This is a genomic window from Streptomyces sp. NPDC043861 (genome assembly GCF_056435905.1).
This window is the reverse complement of sequence record NZ_JBWKDP010000002.1, coordinates 536,209-556,124: the sequence shown is the minus strand read 5'-3', so window position 1 is coordinate 556,124 and position 19,916 is coordinate 536,209. Positions and strand designations below refer to the sequence as shown.

The 19,916-nt window shown below is 70.3% G+C and carries 15 protein-coding genes; 4 read left to right on the top strand and 11 right to left on the bottom strand.

Going from position 1 to position 19,916, the window contains the following annotated elements; all coding sequences use genetic code 11:
• Positions 1–11: 11 nt before the first annotated feature.
• The 9 genes from AC068D_RS07005 to AC068D_RS06965 form a co-directional block, all read right to left on the bottom strand.
• On the bottom strand, positions 12–1,454 hold the full coding sequence (locus tag AC068D_RS07005) for a cytochrome P450 (RefSeq protein ID WP_478821908.1): 1,443 nt from the start codon (positions 1,452–1,454) through the stop codon (positions 12–14).
• Positions 1,451–2,080, bottom strand: a complete 630-nt coding sequence (locus AC068D_RS07000) for a GTP-binding protein (protein ID WP_478821907.1) — start codon at positions 2,078–2,080, stop codon at positions 1,451–1,453. The genes AC068D_RS07005 and AC068D_RS07000 overlap by 4 nt, the downstream gene beginning before the upstream one ends.
• Complete coding sequence (locus tag AC068D_RS06995; protein ID WP_478821906.1) at positions 2,061–2,423, bottom strand: DUF742 domain-containing protein; 363 nt, start codon at positions 2,421–2,423, stop codon at positions 2,061–2,063. The genes AC068D_RS07000 and AC068D_RS06995 overlap by 20 nt, the downstream gene beginning before the upstream one ends.
• On the bottom strand, positions 2,420–2,845 hold the full coding sequence (locus AC068D_RS06990) for a roadblock/LC7 domain-containing protein (RefSeq protein WP_478821905.1): 426 nt from the start codon (positions 2,843–2,845) through the stop codon (positions 2,420–2,422). The genes AC068D_RS06995 and AC068D_RS06990 overlap by 4 nt, the downstream gene beginning before the upstream one ends.
• Positions 2,842–4,356: a sensor histidine kinase gene (locus AC068D_RS06985; RefSeq protein ID WP_478822035.1), complete on the bottom strand. Its 1,515-nt coding sequence runs from the start codon at positions 4,354–4,356 to the stop codon at positions 2,842–2,844. Before AC068D_RS06985 ends, AC068D_RS06990 begins: the two co-directional genes overlap by 4 nt.
• Positions 4,357–4,559: 203 nt before the next feature.
• Entirely contained in the window at positions 4,560–7,130 is a 2,571-nt protein-coding gene (gene pepN, locus AC068D_RS06980) for an aminopeptidase N (protein WP_478821904.1), read from the bottom strand.
• A 196-nt stretch (positions 7,131–7,326) separates the two neighbouring features.
• The gene (locus AC068D_RS06975) at positions 7,327–8,355 is read right to left on the bottom strand and encodes an aspartate-semialdehyde dehydrogenase (RefSeq protein WP_478821903.1); all 1,029 of its coding nucleotides are present in this window, start codon (positions 8,353–8,355) and stop codon (positions 7,327–7,329) included.
• Between the two features lie 174 nt (positions 8,356–8,529).
• Positions 8,530–11,868 (bottom strand): S8 family serine peptidase, encoded by a 3,339-nt coding sequence (locus AC068D_RS06970; protein ID WP_478821902.1) that lies wholly within the window; start codon positions 11,866–11,868, stop codon positions 8,530–8,532.
• 301 nt (positions 11,869–12,169) lie between these two features.
• Positions 12,170–12,721 carry a CGNR zinc finger domain-containing protein gene (locus AC068D_RS06965; RefSeq protein ID WP_478821901.1) on the bottom strand — a complete coding sequence of 184 codons (552 nt, stop codon included), beginning with the start codon at positions 12,719–12,721 and terminating at the stop codon, positions 12,170–12,172.
• A gap of 122 nt (positions 12,722–12,843) precedes the next feature.
• Between AC068D_RS06965 and AC068D_RS06960 the strand changes: the two genes are divergently transcribed.
• The 4 genes from AC068D_RS06960 (at position 12,844) to AC068D_RS06945 (ending at position 15,251) form a co-directional block, all read left to right on the top strand.
• Positions 12,844–13,302 (top strand): VOC family protein, encoded by a 459-nt coding sequence (locus tag AC068D_RS06960; protein ID WP_478821900.1) that lies wholly within the window; start codon positions 12,844–12,846, stop codon positions 13,300–13,302.
• A 14-nt stretch (positions 13,303–13,316) separates the two neighbouring features.
• Entirely contained in the window at positions 13,317–14,222 is a 906-nt protein-coding gene (locus AC068D_RS06955; protein WP_478821899.1) for a pyridoxamine 5'-phosphate oxidase family protein, read from the top strand.
• A 3-nt stretch (positions 14,223–14,225) separates the two neighbouring features.
• Positions 14,226–14,705: an HPP family protein gene (locus AC068D_RS06950; protein ID WP_478821898.1), complete on the top strand. Its 480-nt coding sequence runs from the start codon at positions 14,226–14,228 to the stop codon at positions 14,703–14,705.
• Positions 14,706–14,783: 78 nt separating this feature from the next.
• On the top strand, positions 14,784–15,251 hold the full coding sequence (locus tag AC068D_RS06945; protein ID WP_478821897.1) for an NUDIX hydrolase: 468 nt from the start codon (positions 14,784–14,786) through the stop codon (positions 15,249–15,251).
• Between the two features lie 637 nt (positions 15,252–15,888).
• Here AC068D_RS06945 and AC068D_RS06940 read toward each other — a convergent pair.
• Together AC068D_RS06940 and pepN (AC068D_RS06935) are read right to left on the bottom strand one after the other, a co-directional pair.
• Complete coding sequence (locus tag AC068D_RS06940; protein ID WP_478821896.1) at positions 15,889–16,902, bottom strand: hypothetical protein; 1,014 nt, start codon at positions 16,900–16,902, stop codon at positions 15,889–15,891.
• 416 nt (positions 16,903–17,318) lie between these two features.
• Complete coding sequence (gene pepN, locus AC068D_RS06935) at positions 17,319–19,910, bottom strand: aminopeptidase N (RefSeq protein WP_478821895.1); 2,592 nt, start codon at positions 19,908–19,910, stop codon at positions 17,319–17,321.
• Between the last annotated feature and the right edge of the window lie 6 nt (positions 19,911–19,916).

Here is a 19,916-nt window from a genome sequence, read left to right as displayed (position 1 = left end):
CGTCCGGCTGCTCAACGACCGCCGAGCAGCCGGGACCACCAAGACCGACGCTCGGACCGCACCGTAGGGGCCTCGGGGGCGGGAGGCAGGGTTGCCTCCGGCAGCGGCACCGCCTTCGGTTGGGCCACCGACAGGGACGCCGTTGCCGAGCTGCCGCGCGGGGTGAAGGTCACCGGAAGAGCAGCCAGGTGCCGAGACATCAGGGACGAGTCCCAGCGCAGCGAGCCCTCGGGAACCGCCAGTTCCAGGTCCGGCAACCGGGCCATCAGCGTGTCGATGCCCGAGTCCGCGATCGCCCGGCCGATGTCCTGGCCGGGGCACTCGTGCGGTCCGCCGCTGAAAGCCAGATGCGAGCGGTTGCCGTGCACCGGCTGCGACAGATCGGGGCGGATCTCCGGGTCGACGTTGGCGGCCGCGAGACCGAGCAGCAGCATGTCACCGGCCTTGATCTGCCGGCCGCCCAGGTTGGTGTCGCCGATCGCCCAGCGCCCCAGGATCGTGGTGAGCGGCGGTTCGTCCCACAGCACCTGCTCCAACGCGTCGGGCAGGGTCATATGGCCACCCGACAGCCGACCGCGGAACCGGCGGTCGGTGAAGAGCAGCCGCAACGTGTTCGCGATCAGATTGGCCGTGGTCTCGAAGGCGGCGATCAGCACCAGCCGTACATGCTCGATGATCTCTTCGTCCGACAGGGTCGACGAGTGCTCCAGCAACCAGGAGGTGAAGTCCGTGCCCGGCGCGGCCCGCTTGCGCTCCAGCAACTGGCGCAGCGCCACCGTCACGTACTCGTTGCTGGCGACCGCTGTCTCGGTGCCTCGGATCATGTCACGGGCGGCCTCGACCAGCCGCGGGCCGTAGGAGTCGGGCATACCGACCAGCTGCGTCATCACCAGCATCGGCAGCGGCTCCGCGAAGTCCGTCACCAGATCCGCCTGCCCTGCTTCCGCGAACGAGTCGATCAGCTGGTTCGCGAACCGGGTCACATAGCGCCGCACCCCGCGCCGGTCGAACCGCTCCAGGGAGTCGGTCACCGCGCCGCGCAGCCGCTCGTGCTCGGCGCCGTCGGCGAAATTGCACACCGGCTGCCAGGCAGCGACCGGGGTCAGCGGATGCTCCGGCGGCACCTTGCCCTCCTGCATGGCACGCCAGCGCCTCGGGTCACGCGAGAACCGCGACGGCGTACGCGCCACGTCCAGGTTCTCCCGGTGGCCGAGCACCAGCCACGCCGGCAGGTCGCCGTGGACGAGGACGGGGGCGACGGAGCCGTGCTCGGCCCGCAGTTTCTCGTAGAGGCCCATTGGGTCGTTGTCGGCCTCCGGGCCGTAGAGACGGCGCACCCCCTCGAGGCCGAGGGCGTGGGCCGGGCACCCGGGCGGCGGCTCGGCACCGGCGGGCGGGGCTTCCGGGGTCCGGGCCGGAGCGGGGACCGCGGGGAATTCCTGGGGGGTGGTCATGACGCCTCCTGCGTCGTGGCGAGGGCCTGCAGATAGCGCATGAGTGTCATCAGGACGTTCTTGCTGGACGCGCGCTGCCGGGCGTCGCAGAGAACGATCGGCACCGACTCCGGCAGGTCCAGCGCGCTGCGCAGCTCCTCGACCGGGTGACCGGGCGCCTCCGGGAAGGAGTTGACGGCGACGACGAACGGCACACCCCGTTCCTCCAGCCGGCCGATGACGTCGAAGCTGACTTCGAGACGCCGGGTGTCGACCAGGACCACCGCGCCCAGCGCGCCCTCGAAGAGCCCGCGCCACAGGAACCAGAAGCGTTCCTGCCCGGGAGTGCCGAACAGATAGAGCACCAGCTCGTCGTTGATGCTGATCCGGCCGAAATCCATGGCGACGGTCGTCGACGTCTTGCTGCCGATGCCTGCCGTGTCGTCGATCCCGACACCGGCCTGGGTCATGGTCTCTTCGGTGGTCAGGGGCCGGATCTCGCTGACCGAGCCGACCAGGGTCGTCTTGCCGACACCGAAGCCGCCCACGACCACCACTTTGACTGCGGCGGCCGCGGTCGCCGGCAGCACGTCCTCGCTCCGCGGGCCGGCGGTCCGCGCCGGCTGCTCAGAGCCTTTGAAGTCCATCGATCACTGCCTCAATCAAAGCGCGGTCGGGGAGTTGGGCGGGTGGGACGGGCGCGCGGGAGATCACCTTGTGCTCCGCGAGCAGATCGCCGAGCAGTACGGTGACGACACTGACCGGCAGCCCCGTGTAGGCCGAGATCTCGGCCACGGACAGCGGTGCCTGGCACAGCTGGATGATCGCCGCGTGCTCGGGCTGCATACCGGCCTTCGGCCGGGACCTGGCCACGATCAGCGTGACCAGGTCGAGCTCGACGGGGGCGGTCGAGGTGCTGCGGCCACCCGTGATGACGTAGAGCCGCTCGGGACTTGCGTCCTCCCAGTCCCCGCCGCCCGGGTGGCTCACCTGGCCCGGCCTTCCGCATGCGGGGCGTCCTCGACCCGGGGCGGGCTGCTCAGATGCTCGCCGATCCGAAGGACGAGATCGCGCATCCGCTGTCCCATCAGTCCGGCGTCCACCCCCTCGTCGGCCAGCACCGCGAGGAAGGCGCCCGCGCCCGCCGCCATCAGATAGAAGAAACCGCCGTCCATCTCGATCACCACGAGCCGCATCCGGCCGTCGCTGTAGGGGAGTTCGGAGGCCACCGCGCTGGCCAGGGACTGGAGTCCGGCGCAGGCGGCGGCGAGCCGGTCGGCCGTGTCGGTGTCCGTGCCGTACTGGGCCATGCGCAGACCGTCGGCGGAGAGCACGACCACATGCCTGGTCTGCGGCACGCTTTCCGCGAGGTCCTTGAGCATCCAGTCCATGTTGGCCTGCTGCTGAATCATGGCTGTGTGTTCCCCTTGCTGGCTTCGGTGGTCTCCCCGGAGAGGCCGCTCTGGAACGCGGCCAGCCACATGCCGGGCTGCACCTGAGGTGTGGGCTCCTGGTCGGGAGCCGCGGTGGGCGCGGACGGCGGCGGCGTGGCGGGTGCGGTGGGCGCCGGGGCGGGTGTCTTGCGGCGTCGCTGCGGCAGGCCGTTGGCAGTCCGCTCGATCACGAGGGGTGCGATGTCATCGGCAACCGGACCGGTGGCCGGGCGCGGGCCGGGAGCGGCAGCGGCAAACGACGCCGGTGCGACCGGTGCGATCGGTGCGGGCGCGGGCACCGAGGCGGCCGCGACGGCCGGGAGGGTGGCACGCGGCACGGACGAGGCGCCGATGCCGTGCGCGAGACCGGTCGCGTGGGCGGTCGTGGTGATCAGCTCCTGGGGGACGACGACGACCGCGCGGACACCGCCGTACGCGGACGAGCGCAGCGAGACCTGGAAGCCGTACGCCTGCGCCAGTCGGCCCACCACGGCGAGGCCGAGGCGCGGGGTCTCGCCCAGGTCGTTGAGGTCGATGCCCTGCTGCGCCTGGCGGAGCATGCGCTCGGCCCGCTTGCGGGCCTCCTCGCTCATGCTGACTCCGCCGTCCTCGATCTCGACGGCGATGCCCGACTGGACGTCGACGGCGGTCAGATGGACCTTGGTCTGCGGCGGCGAGTACCGCGTGGCGTTGTCGAGGATCTCGGCGAGCGCGTGGATCAGCGGTTCGACGGCGGGTCCGACGACGGCGACATCCGTGACGGAGTGCAGCTCGACCCGCTGGTAGTCGATGATCCGCGACATGGCTCCGCGCATCACGCTGTACAGCGGCACGGCCCGGCTCCACTGGCGGCCCGGCCGCGCGCCGCCCAGCACGGCGATGGAGTCGGCGAGCCGGCCGATCAGCGCGGTGCCGTGGTCGAGGCGGAGCAGATCGCCGAAGACGTCCGGGGCCTTGCCGTGACGGTCCTCCATCTCACGCAGTTCCTGGGCCTGCTGGTGCACGATGGCCTGGACACGACGCGCGATGTTCACGAAGGCGCGCTGCGCGGATTCACGCAGGTCTTCCTCGGCGACGACGGCGTCGACGACCGTGCGGACGACGGCCTGGTGCGCTTCGGGAGCCGTGAGTGAGGCGAGTACGTCCTCCGGGAATTCGCCCTTGCGCAGCCGGTCCACGACCTCGGGGAGCAGGGCCCCGGCGAGGTGAGCGGTCTCGGCCGCCTGGTGGGCCAGGACGACGTCGCGTGCGGCGACGGTACGGCGCAGTGTGTCGATCAGCCTGCCACGGCGGGCGGCCTCGGCGCCGATGGCCGCGACCGCCAGGGCGGCGACGGCGCCGATGACCGCGACGGGGACACGGGCCGGAGCGGAGACCAGGACCACCGCTGCAGCGGTGGCGACGGCCGTCAGAGCAGCGGGCAGCAGCCATCCGAAAGAGGCCGCAGTGCGCGGGCTTCCACTTCCGGGCGACGATTCCTCACGGACCATCAGCACCCTCAAAGCATCAGAATGGAAACGATCATAGGACGACGGTGAGGGAGCATAGTCGTTCAGGAGCAGGGTTGTTGACGCCGGGTCACACTTCGGACACTGTCCGGACGGCCCCTTTCGGGCAAAGGAAAGGGCGCTCCGGACCACATGGTTCCGGAGCGCCCCGTCTCATGAGCCGCGGGGACTGAGCCCCTGCCAGGTCAGGCCGCTGCCGCGTCCGCCGCCTGAGCCTTCAGAGCCCGTTCGACACCCGAGCGCGACTCCGAGACCAGCCGTCGCAGCGCTGCGTTCGGACCGGCCGAATCCAGCCATGCGTCCGTTGCGTCGAGGGTCGCCTGCGACACCTGCAGCGACGGATAGAGACCGATGGCGATCTGCTGGGCGATCTCATGGGAGCGGGATTCCCAGACGTCCTTGACCGCCGCGAAGTACTTCTCCGTGTAGGGGGCGGTCAGCTCGCGCTGGTCGGTCTGGACGAAGCCGCCGATGACCGCCTCCTGCAGGGCGTTCGGCAGCTTGTCCGACTCGACGACCGAGGCCCAGGCCTCCGCCTTGGCCTCCGGCGTCGGACGGGCCGCCCGCGCGGTCGCCGCGTGACGCTCACCGGCGGCCGTCTTGTCGCGCTCGAGCTCGGCCGCGATGTCCTCCTCGTCGAAGACCCCGGTTGCCGCCAGCCGCTCCACGAAGGTCCAGCGCAGCTCCGTGTCCACGACCAGTCCCTCGATCGTCTCGCGGCCCTCCAGCAGCGCCTCCAGCAGATCCAGCTGCTGCGGTGTGCGGGCGGTCGCCGCGAAGGCCCGCGCCCACGCGAGCTGGTGGTCGCTGCCCGGCTCCGCCGCGCGCAGATGCGCCAGCGTCGCGTCCGTCCACTGCGTCAGCCCCGCCTCGCGCCATTCCGGCGCCGCGTAGAGGTCGATGGCCAGCTTCACCTGGCGGTGCAGCGACTGGACGACGCCGATGTCCGACTCCTTCGCGATGCCCGACAGCACCAGCGAGAGGTAGTCGCGGGTGGCGAGTTCGCCGTCACGGGTCATGTCCCAGGCCGAGGCCCAGCACAGCGCGCGCGGCAGCGATTCGGTGAAGTCGCCCAGGTGCTCGGTGACCGCCTTCAGCGACTCGTCGTCCAGACGGACCTTCGCGTACGACAGGTCGTCGTCGTTGAGCAGCACGACCGCCGGGCGTCGCTTGCCGACCAGCGCGGGCACGGCGGTGAGCTCACCGTCGACATCGAGTTCGGCGCGCTCGGTGCGCACCAGCTTCCCGGCCTCGTCCAGGTCGTAGAAGCCGACCGCGATCCGGTGCGGCCGCAGCACCGGCTCGCCCTTCGCGCCGGCCGGCAGCGCGGGTGCCTCCTGCTTGACCGCGAAGGAGGTGATCGTGCCGGCCGCGTCGGTGTCGATCACCGGCCGCAGGATGTTGATGCCGGCCGTTTCCAGCCAGGCCTTCGACCACGTCTTCAGATCACGGCCGCTGGTCTCCTCGAGCGCGCCGAGCAGATCGCTCAGCCGGGTGTTCCCGAACGCGTGCTGTTTGAAGTACGCCTGCACGCCGCGGAAGAACTCGTCCATCCCGACATACGCGACCAGCTGCTTCAGCACCGAGGCACCCTTGGCGTACGTGATGCCGTCGAAGTTCACCAGGACGTCGTCCAGGTCACGGATCTCGGCCATGATCGGGTGCGTGGACGGCAGCTGGTCCTGACGGTACGCCCAGGTCTTCATGGAATTCGCGAACGTCGTCCATGAGTGCGGCCACCTGGAGCCGGGCGCATACGCCTGGCAGGCGATCGAGGTGTACGTGGCGAACGACTCGTTCAGCCAGAGGTCGTTCCACCACTCCATGGTGACCAGATCGCCGAACCACATGTGCGCCAGCTCGTGCAGGATCGTCTCCGCCCGCACCTCGTACGCGGCGTCCGTCACCTTCGACCGGAACACGTACTGGTCGCGAATGGTCACCGCGCCCGCGTTCTCCATCGCGCCCGCGTTGAACTCCGGTACGAAGAGCTGGTCGTACTTGGCGAAGGGGTAGGCGTAGTCGAACTTCTCCTGGAACCAGTCGAAGCCCTGCCGGGTGACCTCGAAGATGGCGTCCGCGTCCAGGAACTCGGCGAGCGACGGACGGCAGTAGATGCCGAGCGGAACGCTCTGCCCGTCCTTCTCGTAGGAGCTGTGCACGGCGTGGTACGGGCCGACGATCAGGGCCGTGATGTACGAGGAGATCCGCGGCGTGGGCTCGAAGGCCCAGACGTTGTCCTTGGGCTCCGGGGTCGGCGAATTGGAGATCACGCTCCAGCCCTCGGGCGCCTTCACGGTGAACCGGAAGGTGGCCTTGAGGTCGGGCTGCTCGAAGGAGGCGAACACCCTGCGGGCATCCGGTACCTCGAACTGCGTGTAGAGGTAGGCCTGGTTGTCGACCGGGTCGACGAACCGGTGCAGACCCTCACCCGTGTTGGTGTACGCGCAGTCCGCGACGACCCGGAGCTCGTTCGGGCCCGCGTGCAGATGCTTCAGCGCGATCCTCGAGTCCCGGAAGACCGCGGCCACGTCCAGCGACCTGTCGTTCAGCACGACCTCGTGGACGGCGGGCGCGACCAGGTCGATGAAGGTCTCCGCGCCGTCCTCCGCGGATTCGAAGCGCACGGTGGTCACGGACCGGTAGGTGCCGCCCTCCTGCGCCCCGGTGAGATCGAGGTCGATCTCGTACGAGTCAACGGTGAGCAGGCGCGCCCGCGCTTGCGCCTCTTCACGGGTCAGGTTTGTGCCAGGCACCCGGTCATCTCCTCGGTATGTGTCGTTTCCGGTCATCCTTCCACGGAGACCGGCGCCGAAAGAATCGAGTAATGCGTTCGCACCCGAGCGTGACCGGTACGGCATCGGGCGGAGCCGCCGGCGCCGCTCATGGCTGCGGGACGGGATCCGTACCGACCGTACGGATCCCGCCCCGCGCCTTGACCGGCCGTGTGCGTCAGGCCGTGAGCTCCTCCGCGACCAGCTCCGCGATCTGCACCGCGTTCAGCGCGGCACCCTTGCGGAGGTTGTCGTTGGAGAGGAAGAGGGCAAGGCCGTGGTCCACGGTCTCGTCCACACGGATCCGGCCGACGTACGACGCGTCCTTGCCCGCAGCCTGCAGCGGGGTCGGGATCTCGGAGAGCTCGACACCCTCCGCATCCTTCAGCAGCTCATAGGCGCGCTCCACGCCGATCGGACGTTCGAAGCGGGCGTTGACCTGGAGCGAGTGGCCGGAGAAGACGGGGACGCGGACGCAGGTGCCGGAGACCTTCAGCTCCGGGATCTCCAGGATCTTGCGGGACTCGTTGCGGAGCTTCTGCTCCTCGTCGGTCTCGAAGGAGCCGTCGTCCACGATGCTGCCGGCGAGCGGCAGGACGTTGTAGGCGATCGGGCGCTTGTAGACGCCGGGCTCGGGGAAGTCGACGGCCTCGCCGTCGTACGCCAGCCGGTCGGCGTTCTCGGCGACCGCGCATGCCTGGGTGCGCAGCTCGGCGACGCCCGCGACGCCCGAGCCCGACACGGCCTGGTAGGTCGTGGCGATCATGGCGACGAGGCCCGCCTCCTGGTGCAGCGGCTTCAGCACCGGCATGGCGGCCATCGTCGTGCAGTTCGGGTTGGCGATGATGCCCTTCGGGCGGTCCTTGACCGCGTGCGGGTTGACCTCGGAGACCACGAGGGGGACCTCGGGGTCACGGCGCCAGGCGGAGGAGTTGTCGATCACCACGGCACCCTGGGACGCGACCTTCTCCGCGAGTGCCCTGGAGGTGGCGCCACCGGCCGAGAAGAGCACGATGTCCAGGCCGGTGTAGTCGGCGGTGGCGGCGTCCTCGACGGTGACGTCCCGGCCCTGCCACTCGATCGTGGAGCCCGCGGAGCGCGCCGATGCGAACAGCCGCAGTTCGTCGACGGGGAACTTCCGCTCGGCGAGGATCTTGCGCATGACGGTGCCGACCTGCCCGGTGGCTCCGACGATTCCGACCTTCACGGGACTCCTCCGTACGTTTGTGCAGACCGCGTGGCCTGGGTGCCTTCCATGATGCGTATGTCCCTGCCCGCCTTGTCCAATCCATTGTCCGAGGGGCGGGACACATGCTCCTGCTCACACACGAAGGGCGGGCGTCCCACGGACGCCCGCCCCCGAGTGCAGTCGGTCACACCGTTACGGAGTGACCTTCTCGATCACGACGCTGCCGGTGCCCGCGGCGGTTCCGCGCGCGTTCAGCAGCTGCACCTCGCCGAAGAACTGCCGGCCCTCGGGCGCTGCGCTGCCCACCAGGACCTCCGCGCCGACCTGCGCCGACGCACCGTTGGCCAGCTTCACGGCCTGGGCCTCGTCGACCTTGACGGTGCCGAGGGAGGGTGCGAAGTAGACGTCCCGGTAGTTGTACTCGGTGCTGCCGGCCGGAACCGCGTAGCCGACCACCTTGACGGTGTAGGTACCGGCGGCGGGCTTGACGAGGCTCACGGCCTCCTCCGAGTCGCCGTCCGCGGACTGGCCGACGCGGGTCGCGCCGTTCCAGACCTCCAGGTCGAGGTCGGCACCGGCGTCCGAGACACCGCCGATGGCGACGTCGAGACGCTCCACACCCTCACCGACGGTGACCGTGGTCTCGAGCGTCTCGCCCTCCTTGATGGACGGGCGGGTCACCTTGGCGGAACCGAGGGAGCCACCCTTCAGCTTGCCGTCGATGGCGGCGAAGCCGTTGGAGACCTTCCAGTCGACCTTGGCCGGGGTGCCGACCTTGGCGTCGGGGATCGTCTTCACGGCCGGGTCGAACGCCGCACCGAGGACGGTGACGTCCAGCTTGTACGGGTTGTCCAGCAGCGGGGACGTACGACGGGACTCGACCTCGATCTCCCAGACACCGGGCTGCGGGTCGGGGTACGACCGCAGGTCGGGGCGGCAGGTGTTGGCCGGGTTGTCGTAGTTCGGGTAGCAGTTGACCGTGGCGCTGTCCTCGACGCCCACACCGTACGGGTGGATCGAGATGAAGCGGGTCTGGCTCTTGTCCTTCAGCCCGCCGAGCGCGACCTCGAGGGACTTGGCGCCCTCGGGGACGTTCACGAAGTAGGACTTGTGGCTGTTGCGCTGCACCGAACCGGACGCCGAGAGCGAGTAGGCCGGCTTGGCCAGCTCGTCGGCGGCGACCACGGTGGTCAGCACCTGCCGGTCCACACCCTCGGTGCGGACATCGTCCAGTTCCAGGATGGCGCTGTGCACGCCCTTGGTGCGGGCCTTGGCGTCGACCTTCACGGTGACGGGCTCGTCCAGCGGGAGCATCACGGAGCCGGAGCCCGGCAGGTCGAAGGTGCCGTCGTTGTACTTCCAGTCCAGCTCGTGCTTGAGCGGACGGTCCGGACCGGTGGTCCGGGTGATGGTGACGGTGTACGACTTCTTCTTGCCGGTCTTCAGACCGCCCTCGCGGTCGTACAGACCGGTGCCGAAGCCCGGGGTCTTCAGGAACTGGTCGATCGCGGTGTCGACCGGGGCCTTCACGCTGTACTCGTGCGCGGTGGCACCTGCCTTGACGGCGTTCCAGGCACCGGGGATGTCGATCAGACCGGAGCCCTGCTCGTGCGCGGCGACATCCTTGATCTTCTTCGCCGTGCTGGTGAGCGCGGTGCGCAGATCGGCCGGGTTGAGGTCGATCTTCTTCTGCTTGGCGGCGGAGAGCAGCAGCGCGCTCGCGCCCGCGGCCTGCGGCGAGGACATCGAGGTGCCCTGGAGCATGCCGTAGCCGGCCGGGAGCTGGTAGCCGGCCTCCTTCACCGGCGCACCGGGCAGCCAGGTCTGGATGGTGTTGATGGAGGCGCCGGGGGCGGTGATCGTCGGGGTGAAGCCGCCGTCCTCACGCGGGCCGCGCGAGGAGAACGGGAACATGGCGTACTTCTTCTCCACCACCGAGCCGTAGTTGGCGGCCCAGGTCTCCTTGGAGACCGCCGCGCCGACGGAGATGACCTTGTCCGCCAGACCGGGGTCACCGATGGTGTTGATGCCCGGGCCCTCGTTGCCGGCCGAGATGACCAGCTGGACGCCGTAGTCGTCGATGAGGCGCGAGTAGAGCTCGGCGCGGGCGTTGTTGCCGTCGTTCAGCGCCGGCAGACCGCCGATGGACATGTTGACGATGTCCACACCGCGGGTGATGACCAGGTCGGCCATGCCCTCGGTGAGCGCCACGTTGGTGCAGCCGCCGCTCCAGGAGCAGGCGCGCGAGGAGACGAGCTTGGCCCCGGGCGCGGCACCGTTCATCTTGCCGCCGAACAGCCCATTGGCCGCGGTGATGCCGGCGACGTGGGTGCCGTGCTCGGACTCGATGATGCCGACGTTGACGAAGTCGGCCTTCTTGCCGACCCAGTCACCGCCCAGCGGGTCCATCGGGACGTTCTTGCGGATCTCGATCACGAACGGGATCCGCTCGGCGACGTCGGTCGCCGGGTTGTCCGTGCCGAAGTAGCCGATCTGGTAGCCGTCCTTGTACGGCTTCATCGGCTCGTTGTTGGTGAAGTCGTTGTCCTGGTCGGTGTCGACGCGGACGGTGCCGGCGGCCGGGTCGTAGAGCAGACCGAAGCGGTCGCTGGTGTCGCCGTCGCGGTTGACGTCGCCCTTCATGTCACCGTTGGCCGTGATCGACTCGGTGAACCGGCTGAACTGGTACGAGCCGGCCGGCGCCTTCCAGGTGCTGCCCGACGATGCGAAGACCGGTCCGTCGACGGGCGTGATCTGGGCGCGCCAGGTGCCGTCGGTGTCCGTGATCGGGTCCGTGGCCGTCACCCAGTCGGTGATCTTGCGCTCACCGGTGGTGGTCTTCTGCAGGGCCGGGTGACCGACGTCGACGCCCGAGTCCATGATGCCGATGGTCACGCCGCGGCCGTCGTACTTCGGGTGGTCCTGGACGAACTCCACCGCGCCCGTCTCGAACGACGGGTTGTACGGGTTCTTGGCGGGCGTGCCCTTGTCCGGCGCCGGGTAGTTGCCCGCGCTCAGGCCCTTGCCGTGTGCGCCGGAGTCCGGCGAGGTGGCGATTCCCCCCGGGCGGTCGGCGGCAGGGGTGGGGTCGTCCAGCTCGATCTCGTGCTTGAGGTCGATGCCGTGGACGCTGGAGAGCTTGGTGGCCGCCTTGATGGCGGCGTCCGCCTTGCCGGTCGGGAGTGTCGCCCGCACATAGCCGAGCTTGTCGATGGTCTTGCCGACCGAGGCGCCCGGGACGGCGTCGAGCTGGTCGGCCACCTGCTCGGTCTGGCCGGGTGCGGTGGCGACCATCACGGTGACGGTCTTCTCGCCCTTGGCCTCGGCCGCCTCCAGGAGGTCGGCGTCGGCCGCGCCCAGCTTGTCGGAGCCTGCCGACTTGACGGGTGCGGAGCCGACGGGATCGTCCTGGGCCGCCGCGAAGGCGGGCACGGCTCCGGTGGCGACCAGCGCGGCCACGAGTCCGGCCGCGGCTGCCACTCGGGCTGCACGTCTCGGCCCGGATATGGAGCTCTGGGATTCGGGGGTCATCTACATCCCTGTATGTGAAAGAGAGAGTCCGGAATTCGGTACCGGATGACCGCTCACTTTTTCGCAAGTGACAGGGGTTTGTGGAGAGTTGCCGGAGGCGGGATGCTGTCATGGCGGATATCCGCCACTGGCGGTAGAGGTCCCTCGGCGGAAATAGCCGGATATGGTCCCCGTTTTGACGCGCGTAGAGAGGCGCTCCGTACCGGCCCGCATGCGGAGAGGTGTCGTCCGGTTGGCTGCGGGCCTCGCTCCGGCGGGCGGCGGAGGCGGGAATTCCGGAGTATCCGGGTGCTTGTGGCGCTCAGGACTCGCGGGTCTTGGCGTAATGCCGTGACGCCTTTGCGCGGTTGCCGCACAGCGCCATGGAGCACCAGCGACGAGTGCCGTTCCGGGAGGTGTCGAAGAAATGCAGGATGCATGCGTCGTGCGCGCAGGTGCGGATGCGGTCCGGCGCGGTGCGCAGCAGCTCCAGATAGTCGCGGACGGCGGTCCAGCCGGGACCCCAGGCCGGATCGGCGAACTCGGCCCGCTCGCCCGGGCCTTCGGCGGTGAGGGTGGCGCGGATCCGGCCGTGGCCGAGGATCGCGTCGGCTTTCGCGGCCGCGGCTGGGTCCCGGGGGTTGTCGACGGCGGCGGCCAGTGCGTCGCGTGCCGCCAGGGTCTTCTCCAGGGTGGGGCCGTCGGCCGTGAAGCGGGCGTTCAGGCCGCTGCCCGTCAGCCAGATGCGCAGGCCGTCCACCGAGTCGAGCAGATCCTGCTCCTCGCCGTCCTGGATCCAGCGGGTGTTGAGGAGATCCAGTGGGACGGGTTCGCCGATGAGCGGGCGCGGGTCGGTGGCGGTGGACGCGGTCATGGCGACTCTCCCCGGTCTCGGCTAACCCCTCAAGGGTACGTGACCGGTTGACCGCAGTCGGGCTAACCCTTAAAATCGACTTAGAAGGTTAGGTCACCCAGTCGACCGAGAGGTGTCATGCCATGACCACGACCGCCATCAGCGCACTGCGCACCGGCCATGTCGGCCTGAACGTCGGCGATCTCGAGCGCTCACTCGCCTTCTACGGCGACGTCCTCGGCTTCGAGGTGATCGGCGAAGGCAAGGAGGAGGGCAGGCGGTACGCGTTCCTGGGCCAGGACGGCATCGTCACCCTCACGCTCTGGCAGCAGGCCGACGAGGCGTACGAGCCCGGCCGGGCCGGACTGCACCATCTGGCCTTCGAGGTCGCGGACGTCGGCCGGGTCCGTGCCGCCGAGGCCGCGCTGGCCTCCCGCGGCGTCGCCTTCGCCCACGACGGTGTGGTCGCCCACGGCCCGGCCGGCGGCTCCGGCGGGATCTTCTTCCATGACCCGGACGGCATCCGCCTCGAGATCTCCGCCCCCTCGGGCGTCGATGGGGCGACCGCCCCCTCCCATGCCCCGACCTGCGGCTTCTTCTAGGGGGACTGGTTTCCGTGGATCCGTACCGCCCTGGCTCCCTCGCCGTCCAGGCCCGCCTCGGAGTGCGTGACCTCGCCGAGCACGTCGGCCGCTCCATCGGACCGGGCATCCGGCCGGTCGCCGCCGCGTTCCTGGAGCTCCAGCCCATGCTGGTGCTCGGCGCGGCGGACCGGGGCGGCCGGATGTGGAGCAGCCTGCTCACGGGCCCAGCCGGGTTCGTACGGGTCACGGGGCCGCACTCCGTCTCGGTCGCAGGGGGCATCCCCCAGGGCGATCCGCTCGCCGGTGCCCTCACCGCCGACGGCACACCCGTCGGGACCATCGCCCTCGACCCGCGCACCCGACGCCGTATGCGACTGAACGGCATCGCCTGTCCGAGCACCCGCGGACTGGTCGTCGAGGCCCAGCGGGTCTTCTCCAACTGCCCGAAGTATCTGCAGAAACGAGAGCTGCGCGAGTCCCGTGCGGCGACCCCGCACGTCGGCGCCGCGCGGCGCGGCGGACGACTCACCCCCGACCAGGAGGAGTTCATCCGCGCCGCCGACACCTTCTTCATCGCCACCCGGTCACGGGCCGACGGCCTGGGTGCCGAGGCGAGTCACCGCGGCGGCAACCCCGGTTTCGTACGCATCGACTCACCGGCCACGCTCAGCTGGCCGGACTACCAGGGGAACTCGATGTTCCTGACACTCGGCAATCTGGAGACCGATCCGGGCGCCGGGCTGCTCTTCCTCGACTGGTCCACCGGCACCACACTCCAGCTCACGGGGACGGCCCGCACGGAGTTCGACGACCGCGGCGGGACCCGGGTCGTCCGGTTCCACGTCGAGGAGGCCGTGGAAACGCCGGCCGCAAGCCCACTGCGCTGGAGCGACCCCGCATACTCGCCCGCCAACCCACCACTGCAGCAAGGAGCCTGATCCGTGCCCAGCGCGGCCCTGCCCCGTCCCCGGCCCCGTACCGTCGTCGCAGCCACCGCTGTCAGCGTTCTCGCACTGGTCGCCGTCGCCGCCGCCGGGCTCCTCGTCGACCGGCCCATGCTCATCCCTCCGCTCGCCGCCAGCATGGCGCTGGTCGCGGGCGCCCCCGACCTTCCGCTCGCCCAGCCGCGCAGCGTCATCGGCGGTCAGCTGCTCTCCGCGCTCACCGGCTTCGTCGTCCTGGCGGCGGCCGGGCCCGGAATCTGGAGCGCGGCCGTCGCCGGAGGCCTGGCGCTCGGGGTGATGATGGCGGCCCGCGCACCGCACTCGCCCGCCGCGGCGACCGCGGTCATCGTGGCACTGCAGTCTCCGCCCGTACTCCCGTTCCTCGCCCTGCTGGCGACGGCCTGTGTGCTGCTCGTGGTGGTGGGAGTGCTGGGGGCCCGGGCGACGGGCCGTCCGTATCCGGCCTATTGGCTGTGACGCCCGGCTCCGGTGACGGCGACGACCACATGCCGGCGGCTGGGATGTCCCCTCAGGGCTGTCCCGTAATCTCACCGTATGAGTCAGGAGTTGAGGGTGGCGGCCTACGCCGTCTGCGTTCAGGACGGGCGGATACTGCTCGCCCGCTGGGTGGCCCGCGACGGCACGAAGCGATGGACCCTGCCCGGCGGCGGCATGGATCACGGGGAGGACCCGCTCGAGACGGTCGTCCGCGAGGTCGCGGAGGAGACGGGCTGCTCGGCCGAGGTGACCGCCCTGCTCGGCATCGACTCCATGCGGGTGCGACGTGGACGCAGACTCGGCGGCGAATCGGACTTCCAGAGCCTGCGCATCGTCTACGAGGCCGGCATCACCGGCGGTGAGCTGCGCCCCGAGGAGAACGGTTCCACCGATCTCGCCGCGTGGCACGCACTGGACGCGGTTCCGGATCTCGAACGCGTCGCGCTCGTCGACATCGGTCTCCAACTGTGGCGAGAACGGCCCGCCTCGGGCCGCGTGGACGGACATCGCTCCACGAAAGACTGAGATCCGCTCAATCCCCTGTGCGTTGGGCACGGGTCGCGGCCCGGCGGAGTTCTGCCGGTCGAGTCCTTGCGTACCGTCCGACAGGAGACCTCGCCTGACCGTACGTCCTGATTGCATGCTCCGGACGGCCGTCGCCGCAGTGGTGGCGGCTTCGGTCGCCGCCACCACGGCTTTCGTCGCGCCGGCAGCCGCGGCAGCCGGCGCCCGGCGTCTTTGAGGATCGGCCCGCGGCGTCGGACGCATGGGCCCCGGGCCCGTCAGGGCCGAGGGGAGGCATCGCAAGGCGGTGGGGGTGCTCCCCCTGGCTCCGCCGGGGGTACCCCCACCGGCCGGAGGCTGGGGGAGATCACCCTCGTACTGGATGCACTCGGGTGATTCGACAACGCAGCGTGGGGATGCCTCCCAGCGGCAGCCAGGGGGAGCGCCGTGCAGGGCGTCGCGAGCCGGTGAACCCATCCGGACACAGCACCAGGCGGTCGGGCCCGGCGGGAGGCCGGGGGAGATCGCCCGGGTGCTGGGCGCACTCGCGCGACTCCGACAACGCAGCGTGGGGGCACCTCCCGGCGGTAGCGGGTGGAGCGCCGCAGCTGTCGTCGCGGGCCCGAGAAGATCGCCCCGACAGGACCGGGCAGGCCTGTCACCGGGGGAGGACCACGACATACGCGGCGGGCTCCCGGTGCGGTGAGGCCATCAACGCCGTACGGATCACCGTCGCCTGCTGGGCCGGGGCGTCCCGCAGGCCCTTCGGCGAGATGCGCACGACCGTGATCCCCAGCCGTTCCAGATGCTCACGCCTGTGGTCGTACTCCGCCCACTCCTCGTCCGGCCCCGCCCCGTCGTCGCCGGAGCGGCCCGGACGAGGCGCGCGGGTGTCGAGTTCGAGGGCGACGGCCTGTTCGGGCCAGTACGCGTCGACTCCGCCGAGACAGGGACCACCCGGCAGCCGCAGATCCACGTTCCAGAGCGGGTCGGGCAGTCCGTACAGATGCACCAGCTCGTAGAGCCGTTCCTCGGCGAGCGCCCGCCCCTCTGCGAGCAGTGAGTCCACGGCATCCACCAGATGGGGCCGGGACAGCAGTCTGGCCCGGTTCAACTCCCTCACGACGGCGGCCGGTTCGCAGTGGCCGCTGCGTACCGCCTCGGTGAGCAGCCGGCGCACGGCGGCCGCGTCGGACAGTCGCGCGACGGCATCCGCGAGGGCGCGGGCGACCGGAGCGATGGGCAGCCCCGTCAACTCCTGCGGCCTCGGGGGCGTCTGGGTTCGGATCAGCCGGGCGCAGCCGGCCGACCGAAGCCGCCTGGTGCGCGGTACGAGCACGTCGATCCGGTCGAGCGACGACAGTGGAGGCGCGGACGCGAACCGGTACAGCGCGAGCGCGGCGAGCCCGGTGATCATGACATCGGCGCGCCCCTCGGACCGCCCGGCGTACAGCAGCACCGCGTGCAGCCGCTCCTCGCTGGTGGGCGGCCCGGGATGCAGCACATAGACACCGGGCAGCATCTGCTGCCATGGCCCCCCGGGCCTGCACTGTTCGGCGGCCCGTGCGGCGGGCACACCGTGCTCGCGCAGCTGTGCGGCGGTGAGAACGCGGTTCTGCACATCCGAGAGGTGGCTCAAGGGGCGGGGCGAGAGAGGGGTGTTGGGGTTCATGCATCGCCAATTCCCTCGCCACGGCAGCCCGCTAACCGTTGTTACACGCTCGTCGACAATTCCGGACAACACCGCCCTAAAGTACGGGCGTTCGACTGCCGATCAGGCACACCACCCGAACGCCGCAAAGAAGCCCGACGTCCGTATGGGTCAAGTCCTGGGCCCAGACCGGAAGTTCGAACCCGGTGGAGCCTCGTCGCCGACGCAACAGGCACCGCGCCTCCGGTGCGGCGCGAGGCGCCGTCCGGGCGCGGTCGCCCGCCCCACTCGCCCAGTTGTTGCCGGTGCAGGGCGGGGCCGGAAACAGGGGGCCGGGGGCCGCGATGGTGCTGTGCGGAACCGCGGCCGGGTGGGTGCGGGCGACGCGCCGCGCCGCCCGCACCCATCGCCGAAGGGGGACCGGGCCTTGCCCCCTGTCAGGCCCGTGCCGCGTCGCGGGACTGGGCGAGCAAGGCGCGGGAGAGATCGTCTCGTGCCTCGAGGACCAGGCGCCGCAGGGCCGGAGGGGCCGACGGATGGGTGGACAGCCAGTTGTCCGTCGCTTCCAGCGTGGCCGGGTCGTCCTGCAGGTCCGGGAAGAGGCCCTGCACCACGTCCATGCCGATCTGGATCGAGCGGTCGGCCCATACACGTTCGATCGCCTCGAAGTACTTCTCCGCGTACGGGGCGATCAGTTCCCGCTGCGACGACTGTACGAAGCCCGAAATCGTCGCCGTCACCAGGGCGTTGGAGAGCGCGTCCGACTCCACCACCTGTGCCCACGCCGGGTCCTTGACCGCCGCCGACGGCCGCGCCGCCAGGCACCGGACCTGGTGGCGCTTGCCCGACGCCGTGTCGTCGCGGGCGAGTTCCGCGTCGATCGACGTCTCGTCGGCCACCCCGTGCGATGCGAGCGGCTCCAGGAAGGCCCAGCGCAGCTCCTGGTCGACGTCCAGACCGTCGATCTTCGCCGTGCCGTCCAGCAGTCCCTGCAGCAACTGCAGATCGGCGTCCGTCACGGCGGCCGTCGCGAAGAACCGCGCCCACGTCAGCTGGTGCTGGCTCCCCGGCTCCGCGAGCCGGAGCTCCCGCAGCGCGCACTCGGCCAGCAGCCGCCCGCCCTCCTCGCGCCACTCGGGCGCCGCGTAGTGCACGAGCGCCGTACGTGCCCAGGCGTGCACCATCTGCAGCACACCGATGTCCGACTCCCGTCCCGCGAAGTCCGTGGCCAGCGCCACGAAGTCCCGTGCGGGCATCAGCGCGTCCCGGGTCAGATTCCACAGCGCCGACCAGCACAGTGCCCGGGCGAGCGGGTCCGTCATGGAACCGAGGTGCGAGCGCAGCGTCTCCAGCGAGCCCTCGTCGAACCGGATCTTGCAGTACGTCAGGTCGTCGTCGTTCACCAGCACCAGTGCGGGCCTCTCCGCCCCCGCCAGCTCCTCGACGGCCGTGCGCGCCCCGGTCACGTCCACCTCGGCACGGGCGTACCGGACCAGGTCCGGACCCTCGTGCCGGTAGAGACCCACGGCCACCCGGTGCGGCCGCAGCCTGTCCCCGTCCTGGAGCACCGCCAGCTCGGTGATCCGGCCGCCCGCGTCGTAGGTGACCACCGGTGTGAGCGAGTTGACGCCCGCGGTCTCCAGCCACGACTGCGACCAGGCCGTCATGTCCCGCCCGGACGTCTCCTCCAGAACCGACAGCAGGTCGCCGAGCCGGGTGTTGCCGTAGGCGTGCCGTTTGAAGTAGCGCCGCGCACCTTCCAGGAACGCGTCGCGTCCCGCATAGGCGACCAGCTGCTTCAGCACGGACGCGCCCTTGGCATACGTGATGCCGTCGAAGTTGAGCTTCGCGTCCTCGAGGTCATGGATGTCGGCCGTGACCGGATGTGTGGAAGGCAGCTGGTCCGCACGGTACGCCCAGGACTTGCGGCTGTTGGCGAAGGTCACCCAGCCGTTGTGGAAGCGGGTCGCCTCCACCATCGAGAAGGACCCCATGAAGTCCGCGAAGGACTCCTTGAGCCACAGGTCGTCCCACCATTTCATGGTGACGAGGTCGCCGAACCACATGTGCGCCATCTCGTGCAGGATGACGTTCGCCCGCCGCTCGTACGAGGCCTGGGTCACCTTCCCCCGGAACACGTACTCCTCCCGGAACGTCACACACCCCGGGTTCTCCATCGCCCCGATGTTGTACTCCGGCACGAAGGCCTGGTCGTACTTCCCGAAGGGGTACGGGTAGTCGAAGTTGTCGTGGAAGAAGTCCAGGCCCTGCTTGGTGACCCTGAAGATGTCGTCCGCGTCGAAGTGCTTGGCCAGTCCCTTGCGGCACATCGCGCCGAGCGGGATCTCCAGGGCCCGCGCCTCCGCAGAGCCGTCGGCCCGAGTGGTGCCCGCGTCGAATGTGCGTGTGTAGAGGTCGGTCTCGTAGTGGTACGGACCGGCCACGACCGCCGTGATGTACGTCGAGATGGGCTTGGTCTCGGCGAAGCGCCGGATGTCGCCGTCCCGCGACTCCTCCGTCCCGTTGCTCCAGACCGTCCACTCCTCCGGCGCGGCAACCTCGAAACGGAAGGGAGCCTTCAGATCCGGCTGCTCGAAATTCGCGAAGACGCGGCGGGCGTCGGCCGGCTCGTACTGCGTGTAGAGGTAGACCTCGCCGTCCTCCGGGTCGACGAAGCGGTGCAGGCCCTCACCGGTCCTGCTGTATGCGCACTGCGCGTCGACCACCAGGACGTTCTCGGCGCGGAGAGCGGGCAGCGCGATCCGGGAGCCGTCGAACGCGGTGGCGGGGTCCAGCTCCTCCCCGTTCAGCATGACGGAGGTCACGGACGGGGCGACCAGGTCGGCGAAGGTTGCGGCACCCGGTTCGGCCGCACGGAAGCGGATCGTCGTCACCGAGCGGAACGTCCGTGGCTCCGGCCCGGCCTCCCCGGTCGCGGACCGCAGATCGAGGAAGACCTCGTACCCGTCGACGGACAGCAGCGCGGCCCGCTCGTGGGCCTCGTCGCGGGTCAGATTCTCTCCGGGCACGGCCAC